Source organism: Sphingomonas sp. TDK1 (genome assembly GCF_001650735.1).
Classification (GTDB): Bacteria; Pseudomonadota; Alphaproteobacteria; order Sphingomonadales; family Sphingomonadaceae; genus Sphingomonas.
The window spans coordinates 233,898-245,827 of the sequence record NZ_LXVY01000005.1; the positions used below are offsets into that span (position 1 = coordinate 233,898).

Annotated in this window: 10 protein-coding genes; 8 read left to right on the plus strand and 2 right to left on the minus strand. The window is 66.8% G+C overall.

The genetic code is table 11. The features are described 5' to 3' along the window. Nucleotides 1-131: 131 nt before the first annotated feature. From A7X12_RS06740 to A7X12_RS06750, 3 genes are all read left to right on the plus strand, one after another. Nucleotides 132-899: a DUF3800 domain-containing protein gene (locus A7X12_RS06740; RefSeq protein WP_064310875.1), complete on the plus strand. Its 768-nt coding sequence runs from the start codon at nt 132-134 to the stop codon at nt 897-899. 67 nt (nt 900-966) lie between these two features. Continuing rightward, nucleotides 967-1,731 carry a tryptophan 2,3-dioxygenase gene (locus A7X12_RS06745; RefSeq protein ID WP_064310876.1) on the plus strand — a complete coding sequence of 255 codons (765 nt, stop codon included), beginning with the start codon at nt 967-969 and terminating at the stop codon, nt 1,729-1,731. After that, complete coding sequence (locus A7X12_RS06750) at nt 1,728-2,852, plus strand: aminotransferase class V-fold PLP-dependent enzyme (protein WP_064310877.1); 1,125 nt, start codon at nt 1,728-1,730, stop codon at nt 2,850-2,852. Before A7X12_RS06745 ends, A7X12_RS06750 begins: the two co-directional genes overlap by 4 nt. Here the strand turns inward: A7X12_RS06750 and A7X12_RS06755 are convergent, their stop codons facing one another. Continuing rightward, nucleotides 2,853-3,287 carry a CoA-binding protein gene (locus tag A7X12_RS06755; RefSeq protein ID WP_064310878.1) on the minus strand — a complete coding sequence of 145 codons (435 nt, stop codon included), beginning with the start codon at nt 3,285-3,287 and terminating at the stop codon, nt 2,853-2,855. It lies immediately after the preceding gene. Between the two features lie 3 nt (nt 3,288-3,290). Further along, a complete protein-coding gene (locus A7X12_RS06760) occupies nt 3,291-4,247 on the minus strand; it encodes a P-loop NTPase (RefSeq protein WP_064310879.1) in 957 nt (318 codons plus the stop codon). A 71-nt stretch (nt 4,248-4,318) separates the two neighbouring features. Here A7X12_RS06760 and hflK point away from each other — a divergent pair, with 71 nt between their 5' ends. The 5 genes from hflK (at nt 4,319) to A7X12_RS06785 (ending at nt 11,639) form a co-directional block, all read left to right on the plus strand. Next, entirely contained in the window at nt 4,319-5,401 is a 1,083-nt protein-coding gene (hflK, locus tag A7X12_RS06765) for a protease modulator HflK (protein ID WP_064310880.1), read from the plus strand. Continuing rightward, nucleotides 5,398-6,249: a protease modulator HflC gene (hflC, locus tag A7X12_RS06770; protein ID WP_198161931.1), complete on the plus strand. Its 852-nt coding sequence runs from the start codon at nt 5,398-5,400 to the stop codon at nt 6,247-6,249. Before hflK ends, hflC begins: the two co-directional genes overlap by 4 nt. A 96-nt stretch (nt 6,250-6,345) precedes the next feature. Then, nucleotides 6,346-7,863 (plus strand): Do family serine endopeptidase, encoded by a 1,518-nt coding sequence (locus A7X12_RS06775; RefSeq protein WP_064310881.1) that lies wholly within the window; start codon nt 6,346-6,348, stop codon nt 7,861-7,863. A gap of 69 nt (nt 7,864-7,932) precedes the next feature. Continuing rightward, nucleotides 7,933-9,531 carry a helicase HerA-like domain-containing protein gene (locus A7X12_RS06780; protein WP_064310882.1) on the plus strand — a complete coding sequence of 533 codons (1,599 nt, stop codon included), beginning with the start codon at nt 7,933-7,935 and terminating at the stop codon, nt 9,529-9,531. A 161-nt stretch (nt 9,532-9,692) separates the two neighbouring features. Continuing rightward, the gene (locus A7X12_RS06785; RefSeq protein WP_064310883.1) at nt 9,693-11,639 is read left to right on the plus strand and encodes an OPT family oligopeptide transporter; all 1,947 of its coding nucleotides are present in this window, start codon (nt 9,693-9,695) and stop codon (nt 11,637-11,639) included. The last annotated feature ends 291 nt before the right edge of the window (nt 11,640-11,930 follow it).

The following is an 11,930-nucleotide window of genomic DNA, read 5'->3' on the forward strand; positions in this document are numbered from 1 at the left end:
CCGGGCAACCCGACATTGCGACAGCAGAATTCGGCCTTATGCCCCAACGCTGATCGACAGCCATGAATCGACTTGTGATTTTAGGAAACCGGCCCGATCTCTAAATCGGAACTCGGCATAAAGGTTCAAGCATGCTGACCATTTACCTAGACGACAGCGACGCCGACACAGGCGCCGTCCTAACTATCGCCGGCTATCTGGCCGAGCAAGAAGCTTGGAAACGCTTCGAATCAGAAGCTGAGGCAATATGCCAGCAGTTTGGCGTCAATGTGATCCACTGCACGGAATTTGAAAAGAACAAGGGGTGCTTTGCGGGATGGTCAGTTCCTAAACGGACTGGTTTTTTGCTTGCAATCCGCGACGCGATGTTAGGAAACGTGATCTGCGGGATCAGCCGCTCGATGCCTAAAGATTACTACAAAGCTCGCAAAGCCCAACTGAGACTCAATCCTCAGATTGGTGCATATGGCTTCAGCTTTGGCACCATTGTTCACACACTATGCCACGGCAATGAGGTTGGACTGATGGAGCGTGTTGCAGCGGAAGGCGTAGCCTACAAGGTCGAGACAGGTCACAAGAACAACCCCGAACTCGCATCCTATATCCAGGGAGAAATAGAATGCGGCAACATACATGAATCTACAACGATAGAGTTTGTGGAAAAGACCAGCTGCCGCGCGATACAAATATCCGACCTATATGCATTTTACTCACGTAGAAGCGCTAATAAATGGTATAAATCAAAGGGCCGACTCACCTATTTTCCAGACATGATCGGGTTGCATTTTCAGCCACTCATCCCCCACTTCAACGGGATCGTGGAAGAGCCATATGTCAGTGCGACGAACCTCCGCACTGGAGACGAGTTCCAAATTAAGGGCCTAGTCACGGAGCTCTAGAGCTGTCAGCAAGTTAGTTACGCCCCACCCCATTGCCGTTTCCCGCCCCGCTGCTAGCGTCGCGCCCATGACCGAAGGCATGACCTATGGGCGCTATCTCGCCCTCGACCAGTTGCTCGCCGCCCAGCATCCGCTGTCGGACCGGCATGACGAGCTGCTGTTCATCATCATCCACCAGACCAAGGAGCTGTGGCTCAAGCAGATCCTCGCCGAGCTGCACCTCGCCAAGGGGCTGGTGCGCGACGGCAAGCTGATCGAGGCGTATAAGGGCCTGGCGCGGGTGAGCCGGATCCAGGCGGTGATGACGCTGAGCTGGGACGTGCTCGCGACGATGACGCCCAGCGACTATACCCGCTTCCGCTCGGTGCTCGGCGGCAGCTCGGGCTTCCAGTCGGACCAGTTCCGCGCGGTCGAGACGATGCTGGGCCTGCGCGGCGGCGGGGTGCCGGGGCCGCTGACCGACAAGGCCGCCGCGCTGCCGAGCCTGTGGGACGATGCCAATGCCGCTCTCGCCGCCGCGGGGTTCGCCCTGCCCGATGCCGTGCTGCACCGCGACTGGCCGACGCCCTATCAGCCGAACGACGCGGTCCGCGCCGCCTGGGGCCAGGTGTACCGCGACACCAATCGCTACTGGGACCTGTACCAGCTGGCCGAAAAGCTGGTCGACATCGACGATGCGATGGCGACGTGGCGGCACAAGCATGTGCTCACCGTCAGCCGGGTGATCGGCGGCAAGCCGGGGACCGGGGGCACGCCGGGGGTGTCCTATCTCGAATCGACCCTCGCCAAGCGCGCCTTTCCCGAACTCTGGTCATTGAGGACCGATCTGTGAGCAGCTTCAAGCACCTGTTCCAGCGGTCGCTGGCCGCCGCCCCCGACCGACTGCACTTCGCCGCACATAGCCATCACCTCTGGCCCGACGCCTCGTGGCTCGGCCAGCAGGCGGCATGGGATGATGCCGCCCGGCTCGCCGACCGCAAATGGGGCCGGGTGATGGACGCAATCTGGCCCGCCGCGCAGGCCCATGTCGCTGCCGAGCTCCACCTGCCCGATCCGTCGACGGTGGTGTTCGCGTCGAACACGCACGAGCTGCTGCTGCGGATCGTCTCCGCGATGGCGCCGCGCCGGCCGCTGCGCATCCTCGCCACCGACGGCGAGTTCCACAGCTTCCGCCGCCAGTCGCTGCGCTGGGAGGAGGCCGGCACGGCGGTGGTCACCCGCGTGCCGATGGGCAACATCGTCGCGACGGCGCAGGCGGGTGGCTTCGACCTGATCGTGGCGAGCCATGTCCAGTTCGGCACCGGCCATATCTTCGACGGCGTCGCCGAGCTTGCGGCGCTGGCGCGGCCCGAGGGGCCGTGGGTGCTGATCGACGGCTATCACGGTTTCATGGCGATGGAGACCGACCTGTCGGCGGTGGCCGACCGGGTGTTCTACGTCGCGGGCGGGTACAAATATGCGATGGCGGGCGAAGGCGTCGGCTTCCTCCACGCGCCGCCCGGCTTCGGGCCGCGACCGGAGATCACCGGCTGGTATGCCGAGTTCGAGGACCTCGCGCTGCCGCCGGGGCAGATCGGCTATGCGCCCGACGCGCGCCGCTTCCTCGGCGCGACCTTCGATCCCTCCGGTCTCTACCGTTTCGTCGCGGTGCGCGAGATGCTGGCGCGCGAGGGGCTGACCACCGCCGCGATCAACGCCCATGTCACGCCGCTACGCGCGCAGTTGCTGGCGGACTTCCCCCTCGACGCAGAGCGGATCAACCCCGCCGCGCCAGAGGCGCCGCAGGCCCGCTTCGTCGCGCTGCGCAGTCGCCATGCGGCGGACTGGCAGAAGGCGCTGCTGGAGGACGAGATCGTAACCGATGTGCGCGGCGACGTGCTGCGGATCGGGCTCGGCCTCTACCAGGACGCCCGCGACGTGGCGCGGCTGCGCGAGGCGCTCGCCGCGCTCTGATCAGGCGGCGGCGAGCGGGGCGAGGCCCAGGCGACGAATCTCGATCGCCGGGCAGCGGTTCATCACCACCTTCAGCCCTGCCGCCTCGGCGCGCACCGCGGCGGCCTCGTCGACGACATCGAGCTGCATCCACACCGACTTGGCGCCCGCGGCGATCGCCGCATCCACCACCTCGCCGGCATGTTCCGAACGACGGAAGATGTCGACCATGTCGATCGGCACGCCGATCTGGGCCAGTTCGCGAAAGACAAACTCGCCAAGGATATGTTCGCCGGTGATCTGCGGATTGACCGGGATCACGCGATAGCCATGCCGCTGTAACAACACCATGACGCCGTTGCTGGGTCGATTGGGGCGATCCGACGCGCCGACCATCGCAATGGTGCGCGTTTCCTCCAGGAGAGCACGGATGTCTTCGTCACGCGTCAGCGGCATGCATCACCTCTTTAGCCAAGTATAGACCGAATCGGCCAGCGCCACAAAGGATCCGGTAGAGTCCGTATCCCCCGCCGCGGGGGGTGTGCCCGCATCCGAGGCGGCGCGGATCGCCATAGCGAGCGGAATGCGCGCCAGGAACGCGATGCCGAGCGTCGCCGCGGCTTGCTCGGCACCGCCGCAGCCGAACGGATCCGAGACTTCGCCGCAGTGCGGGCAGCGATAGCCCGCCATGTTCTCAACCAACCCGACGATCGGCACGCCGGCCTTGTTGAATAGGTCGATGGCGCGCGTGGCGTCGATCAGCGCGAGGTCCTGCGGGGTTGAGACGATCACCGCGCCCACCGGCTTGTGCTTCTGGATCATCGTCAGCTGCACGTCGCCGGTACCGGGCGGCAGATCGAGCACGAGCAGCTCGGTATCGCCCCAATCGGCATCGACCATCTGGCCGAGCGCGCCGCCCGCCATCGGGCCGCGCCAGGCGATCGCCTGTCCCTCGGCGACGAGCCCGCCCATCGACAGCATCTTGATGCCGAACGGAGTCTGGATCGGCAGCAATACTTTGTCACGCGCCTGCGGCTTCACGCCCTCGACTCCCAGCAACTTTGGCTGCGAGGGTCCGTAGATGTCGGCGTCGACCAGCCCGACCTTCAGTCCGCGGCGCGCCAGCGCGATGGCGAGATTCGCGGCGACGGTCGATTTGCCCACCCCGCCCTTGCCGCTGGCGACGGCAAGGATGCGGCGCGTGCGGCGCTCGCTGGTGAGGAGGACGCGCACTTCGGCGACGCCCGGCAGCGCGGCGGCGGCGCTGCGTACCTCGGCTTCGAGCGCATCGCGCGTCTCGGGCGCGAGGCCGGTCACGTCGAGCACCACATTGGCGCGGCCGCCTTCCAGGCGAACGGTGGCACGGCCCGCCGAAACGGGCGCGAGGGCTGCGGAAAGGTCCTGCGGTTCAGTCATCCCGCGGCACATAGGTACACAATCGTGCGACGCCACTGTAAATCCGCGTCGCCCTGCTTATAAAGGTCGGCATGGTGAATAGTTCTGGCCGTGACGCGCTGTCCGGCACCTTCCACAACGAGGCGCCGAAAAGCCCCTGGGGCGGCGGCTCGGATAAGGGCGACGGCAATGGCAGCGGCCCGCGCAACCCGTGGTCCGTGCCGCCCGAGGGGCGGCGCAGCCGGCCGGCCGGTTCGCCGAGCGCGCTGGACGAGCTGTGGCGCCGCGCCCGCAGCGGCGGCGGCGGCGGACTGCCCGGCGTGCCCACCGGCGCGCGGCTCTGGCTGCTGATCCTTGCCGGACTGCTCGCGGTGTGGGTCCTCTACACCTCGATCCACCCGATCGGTCCGCGCGAGAAGGGCGTCGTCACCTTCCTGGGCCGCTATTCGGGCACGCTCGATCCGGGCATCCAGTTTACCCTGCCCGCCCCCTTCCAGCTGGTCGACGTTGTCGATGTCGGCAATATCCGCACCGAAAACTTCCCCAACAGCGGCGAGAATCTGATGCTGACCGGTGATCAGAACATCGTCGACCTCGCCTATTCCGTCCGCTGGGACATTCGCAGCGCCTCCGATTACGTGTTCCAGATCGCCGACCCGCGCGACACGGTGCGCGCCACCGCCGAAAGTGCGATGCGCGCGGTGATCTCCAACACCACGCTCAACGAAGCGATCGGCGAGGGCCGGTCCAAGATCGAGGCCGAGGCGCAGGCTGCGATGCAGAAGATCCTCGACGAATATGGCGCGGGCATCCGCATCCAGGGCGTCGCGATCCAGAAGGCCGCAGCGCCCGCGCAGGTGGACGACGACTTCAAGGCCGTCACCGCCGCGCAACAGGAAGCCGAATCGAACCGCAACAACGCCAATGCCTATGCGCAGCGCGTGATCGCCGCCTCGCAGGGCGAGGCCGCCGAGTTCAACAAGATCTACGAACAGTACAAGCTCGCGCCCGAAGTCACCAAGCGCCGGCTCTATTACGAAACCATGGAGGCCGTGCTGGCCAACACCAACAAGACGATCGTCGAGGCACCGGGCGTGAACAGCTATCTGCCGCTGCCGGCGCTGCGCCGGGGCAATGCCCCCGCCGATGCGCAGGACAAGGGAGGCGCCAAGTGACCGCCTGGCTGCGTAACCCGATCGCGCTTGTCGTCGCGGTGATCCTGGTGCTGATCGTGCTGATGAGCACTGTGGCGATCGTGCCGGAGACCAAGCAGGTCGTCGTGCTGCGGCTGGAAAAGCCGTACCGTACCGTCAACGCTTATCAGTCCGGCCAGAACTTCGGCCGCACCAATGCCGGGCCGGTGTTCCGCATCCCGTTCGTCGACAGGCTGGTCTGGGTCGACAAGCGCGTGCTCGACGTCGATCTTCCCGACGAGCCCGTGCTCTCGACCGACCAGCTGCGGCTCGAGATTGACGCCTACGCCCGCTACCGGATCACGGATCCGTTGCGCATGGTGGTGACGGTCGGCACCGAGGACCGTCTGCGCGAGCAGCTCCAGCCGCTGCTCCGCTCTTCGCTGCGCAACGAACTGGGCAAGCGCCGCTCCGCCACCTTGCTCAGCCCCGAGCGCGGCCAGGTGATGGACAATGTGCAGACCTCGTTGCAGCGGCTTGCCAGCCAATATGGCGTGCAGATCGTCGACGTGCGGATCAAGCAGACCGAGCTGCCCTCGGGCTCGCCGCTCAACAGCGCGCTCAACCGCATGGCGACCGCGCGTCGCCAGGAGGCGGAGACGATCAAGGCGCAGGGGCTGAAGGACGCGCAGATCATTCGCGCCAATGCTCAGGCCCAGGCCGCCCAGATCTATGCCGCGGCGTTCAACCAGGATCCGAAGTTCTACGCCTTCTACCGGGCGATGCAGTCCTACCGCACCACCTTCCTGAGTCCGGACGCCAAGGGCGAGAGCCAGATCATCCTGTCCCCGAGCAACGAATATCTACGGGAGTTCACCGGGCAACGATGAGCCTGTCCGTCCGTTCATATTCAAATCCGGTTCAGCCGCGCTGGGTAGAAGCGCGGTTTGAGACGAATACCATTCCTTTCGAGAGGAAATGATCCCGTGCGTTACGCCTACGCCTTGACTACCGCGATCCTTCTGGGCGGTGCCGCCACCGCGCTCTCGCTCAACCAGCCCGCCGGTGCGCAGACCGCGCAGAACGAGCCGGGCACCATCCAGGCGATGGCGCCCAAGGCCGGCGCGCCGATGAGCTTCGCCGACCTCGTCGCCCGCCTCCAGCCGGCCGTGGTCAACATCTCCACCACGCAGCGGGTGAAGGTGAACGCCAATCCGTTCGCCGGCACGCCGTTCGAGATGTTCGGCGGCGGCCAGGGCCAGTCGGTGACGCGCGAGGCCCAGTCGCTGGGCTCGGGCTTCATCATCTCGGCCGACGGCTATGTCGTCACCAACAACCACGTCATTTCCGCCGGCGCCCAGGGCGCGGTGGTCGAATCGATCACCGTCACCCTCGCCGACGGCCGCGACTTCAAGGCCAAGCTGATCGGCCATGACGCGCAGTCGGACCTGGCGGTGCTGAAGATCGACGGCAGCGCCCTGCCCTTTGTGAAGTTCGGCGATTCGGGCCGCGCCCGCGTCGGCGACTGGATCCTGGCGATCGGCAACCCGTTCGGCCTGGGCGGCACCGTCACCGCCGGCATCATCTCGGCGACCCACCGCGTTACCGGCGCCGGTGCCTATGATCGCTTCATCCAGACCGACGCGTCGATCAATCGCGGCAATTCGGGCGGCCCGATGTTCGACCTCAACGGCAACGTGATCGGCATCAATTCGCAGATCCTGTCGCCCACCGGCGGCAATGTCGGCATCGGCTTCGCGATCCCGGCCGAGGAAGCCAAGCCGATCATCGACAAGCTGATGCAGGGCAAGTCGATCACCCGCGGCTATCTCGGCATCGCGATGCAGGATCTGACCAAGGATCTGGCCGCCGGCTTCGGTCTCCCGTCGGACCGCGGCACGCTGGTAGCGCGCGTCGAGCCGAACCAGCCTGCCGAGAAGGCGGGCATCAAGCAGGGCGACGTCATCGTCAAGGTCAACGGCAAGGACGTCACGCCCGAGCAGACCCTGTCCTACATCGTCGCCAATGTCAGCCCCGGCACCCGCATTCCGGTCGAGCTGATCCGCGACGGCAAGCGCCAGACGGTGAACGTCACCGTCGCGGCCCGCCCGCCGGAAGAGCAGCTCGCCCAGTTCGATCCGAACGATCAGGACGGCGCACAGGGTGATGACGGCGACGACGGCAGCAGCGCCGCCACCGCCCCCACCGCCCTGCTCGGCATCGGCGTCACGCCGCTGACGCCGCAGATCGCGCGTTCGATCGGTGTCGATCCTTCGATCGGCGGCGTGGTGATCCTGGGCGTGAACCCGAGCAGCGATGCGGCCGGCAAGGGCCTGCAGCGCGGCGACGTGATCGTCTCGATCAACCAGCAGCCGGTGCGTACGCCTGCCGATCTGAGCAAGGCCGCCGCCGCCGCCAAGGCTGCGGGCCGCAAGCAGGTCGTCCTCTACGTCCAGCGCAAGAATATCGGCAACTATATCCCGATCGGTCTCGCCGGGAACTGATCCGCCGCAAAAGCGGCTGACCGAGGCCCGTTTCTTCCCTATGCCTGCTCCCCCACAGAGGAGCAGGAAATGGCGGAAGAGACGGGCCTTTTCGTTGGAGCAGCCGGGGCCACGCGAATCGAACTGAACCTGCGCCGGGCCAATCGCCACGGCCTGATCGCGGGGGCGACCGGCACCGGCAAGACGGTGACGCTGCAGGGACTGGCCGAAGGTTTTTCCGCCGCGGGTGTCCCGGTGTTCGTGGCGGACGTGAAGGGCGATCTGGGCGGGCTCGGCATGGCCGGATCGCCGCTCGCCAAGGCACACGCCGCCTTCACCGCGCGCGCGCAGCAGATCGGCGACAGCGACTGGAAATATCAGGCGATGCCGGTGCAGCTGTGGGACCTGTTCGGCGCGCAGGGCCACCCGATTCGCGCCACCGTGTCTGAAATGGGGCCCCTGCTGCTCGCGCGGCTGATGGACCTCAACGAAGTGCAGGAAGGCGTGCTGACCATCGCCTTCCATGTCGCCGATGCCGAGGGCCTTCTGCTGCTCGACCTCGACGATCTGCAGGCGATGCTGGCGCACATTGCCGAACGTGCCGACGCCATCAGCACCACCTATGGCAATGTCTCGAAGCAGAGCGTCGGTGCGATCCAGCGCCAGCTGCTCCAGCTGCGCTCCCAGGGCGGCAGCCATTTCTTCGGCGAGCCGGCGCTCAATATGCAGGACTTCCTGGCGCACGACGACACCGGTCGCGGGGTGGTCAACATCCTCGCCGCCGACAAGCTGATGGCGAGCCCGCGCCTCTATGCCAGCTTCCTGCTCTGGCTGCTCTCCGAACTGTTCGAGACGCTCCCCGAGATCGGCGATCCTGACAAGCCGGTGCTCGTCTTCTTCTTCGACGAGGCGCATCTGCTGTTCGACGATGCCCCCAAGGCCCTGCTCGAGAAGATCGAGCAGGTGGTTCGGCTGATCCGGTCGAAGGGCGTCGGCGTCTATTTCGTCACGCAGAACCCGATCGACATTCCCGAGGACGTGGCGGCGCAGCTCGGCAACCGCATCCAGCATGCATTGCGGGCCTTCACCCCGCGCGACCAGAAGGCGATCCGCGCCGCCGCCGAGACCTTCCGGACAAGCCCGGGGCTCGACGTGGCGACCGCAATCACCGAGCTTGCGGTGGGCGAGGCGCTGGTGTCGCTGCTGCAGGCCGATGGCTCGCCCGCGCCGGTATCGCGCACGCTGACCCGCCCGCCGGCCTCGCGCGTCGGCCCGCTCGCGGCGGACGAGCGCAAGATCCTGATCGAGACCGACGCGATCGGGACCAAATACGACACCGCGATCGACCGCGAGTCCGCCGAGGAACTGATCGCCGCCAAGCGCGCCGAGGCGAGCGCCGCCGCCGCCGAAGCCCAGGCCCGCGATGCCGCCGAGAAGGCCGCGGCCGCCCAGGCCAAGGAAGACGCCCGCCGCGCCAAGGAGGAGGAGCGCGCGCGCATCGCCGCCGAGCGCGAGGCAGCGAACAACCCGCTCAACCGCGCAATCCGCTCCGCCACCCGTTCGGCCTCGTCGGCGGCGGGGCGCGCGGTGGCGAACGAAGTCAGCAAGGCGGTGTTCGGCAGCAAGGGCGGCGGCGGCGTGCTGGGCCAGGTCGTCCGCGGGGTGCTGGGCGGGCTGTTCCGGGGCTGATCGGCCGGAAAAGCCTGTCCTTTCGCGCCCACCGGTGCCACCATGACGACAATGCGACGGCGAGGGTGCCCATGCTGATCCGGATGGACCACCGCGTGCAGCGGTGGCGCGGTTTCGCACGCCCCGCCCCTTCCCCCTTTCGAATTCGGAGCCTTTAGCGCATGGCCATAGCCCCTGCCCGCGCGCCGCTTGAACTCACGCTGCGCGGCGTGCTGCTCGGCGGCGCAATCACGTTGTTGTTCACCGCCGCGAATGTCTATCTCGGCCTGAAGATCGGACTCACCTTCGCCACCTCGATCCCCGCCGCGGTGATCTCGATGGCGATCCTGCGCTTCTTCCCCAATTCCACGATCCTCGAGAACAACATCGTCCAGACCGTCGCCAGCGCGGCGGGAACGCTGGCCGCGATCATCTTCGTGCTCCCCGGTCTGGTGATGATCGGCTGGTGGAACGGCTTCCCCTATCTGGAAACCGCCGCGATCACGATGTTCGGGGGCATCCTCGGCGTGATGTTTTCAGTGCCCCTGCGACGTGCATTGGTCGTCGATTCGCCCGACCTGCCCTATCCCGAGGGCCGCGCCGCCGCCGAAGTGCTGCAGGTCGGCGCCGGCAGCCGCGAGGGTGCGGAGGAGAGCGCGCGCGGGCTGGCGGTGATCGTCGTCAACGCGCTTGCCTCGGCAGGCTTCGCACTGGTCACCCGGATGAAGCTGGCGGCCGAGGAAGGCGCGGTGTTCTTCAAGGCGGGCGCAGGCTCGACCGGGCTCATCGGCGGACTGCAATTCGCGCTGATCGGTGCGGGCCACCTGATCGGCCTCACCGTCGGCATCGCCATCCTCGTCGGCATCGCGATCGGCTGGTGGATTGCGCTGCCGATCCTGAGCGCCGGCATGCCCGGCGCTGCCGAAGCGGTAGCAAATACGGTGTTCCGCAGCGACGTGCGCTTCCTCGGTGCCGGTACGATCGGCATGGCGGCGATCTGGACATTGCTCAAGATCATCGGCCCGGTGATCGGCGGCATCCGCTCCTCGTTCGCCGCATCGGCGGCAGCCCGCGGCGGTGCGGAAGTGCCGCTGGGCGAGCGCGACCTGCCGATCACTATCGTCGCCGTCGTCACGCTCGGCATGCTGCTGCCGATCGGCTGGCTGCTGTGGAGCGTGCTGGCAAGCGGACCGCTTTCCGCCTCGGCGGGGCTGCTGGTCGCGGGATCTTTGGTGTTCGTGCTGGTCGTCGGCCTCGTGATCGCCTCGGTGTGCGGCTATATGGCGGGCCTGATCGGTGCATCGAACAGCCCGGTCTCGGGCATCGGCATCCTTTCGGTCGTCGCCGCTTCGCTGATGCTGGTGGGGCTGTATGGCCGCAACCTCGATCCCGGCACCACGCAGGCCCTCATTGCCTATGCGCTGATCGTCACCGGCATCGTGTTCGGCGTGGCGACCATCTCCAACGACAATCTCCAGGACCTCAAGACCGGCCAGCTGGTCGGCGCGACGCCGTGGAAGCAGCAGGTGGCGCTGATCTTCGGCGTGATCTTCGGCAGCCTCGTCATCCCGCCGGTGTTGAGCGTGCTCAACGCCTCGTTCGGGTTCGCCGGCGTGGCGGGGGCCAGCGCGGACGCGCTCCCCGCCCCGCAGGCCGCACTGATCTCGTCCTTGGCGAAGGGCGTGCTGGGCGGTGACCTGCGCTGGGACCTGATCGGGATCGGCGCGGCTGTAGGCGCGGGCGTGATCCTCGTCGACGAGCTGCTCGCCCGCACGACCAAGCTGCGCCTGCCGCCGCTCGCGGTGGGCCTCGGCATCTATCTGCCGATGGGCGTGACGCTGACCGTGGTGGTGGGCGCGGTGATCGGCTGGTTCTACGACCGCGCCGCCGAGCGCGCGCGCGATCCCGAGTTCGTCAAGCGCATGGGCGTGCTGATGGCCACGGGCATGATCGTCGGCGACAGCCTGTTCGGCGTGCTCTACGCAGGCATCGTGTACGAGACGGGAAGCGAGACTCCGCTCGCGCTGGTGGGGCCGGGCTTCGCGCCCATCGCCTTGGCCGGGGGCACGCTGCTGTTCCTGGCGATTACCGCGGGGCTGTATCTCTATACCCGGCGGCAAGCGCGGTAGCCGGAACCTCGCGGCGCCTGCGCCCCCTCCTGGTCGCGGGAGGGGGATCTAGAGCATCTTCACGATGGGCGGAATCGCGAGGGATTCCCTTTTCGGTTGTCGTGTGATTCATAGGCGTCCGTCACGACGGAGGCGGCGATGGGTTGGCGATCTGGGCAGAGTTACTCGCAGGATTTGCGCGATCGCGTGCTGACGAGACCGCAAGCGAAGCCGAAAAGGTAGAGGCCGCAGAAGATGCTGTTGCCGAAAGCCCGGTCCGTCCCAGCCTGCTGGAGCGCGTAGGCTCCGACA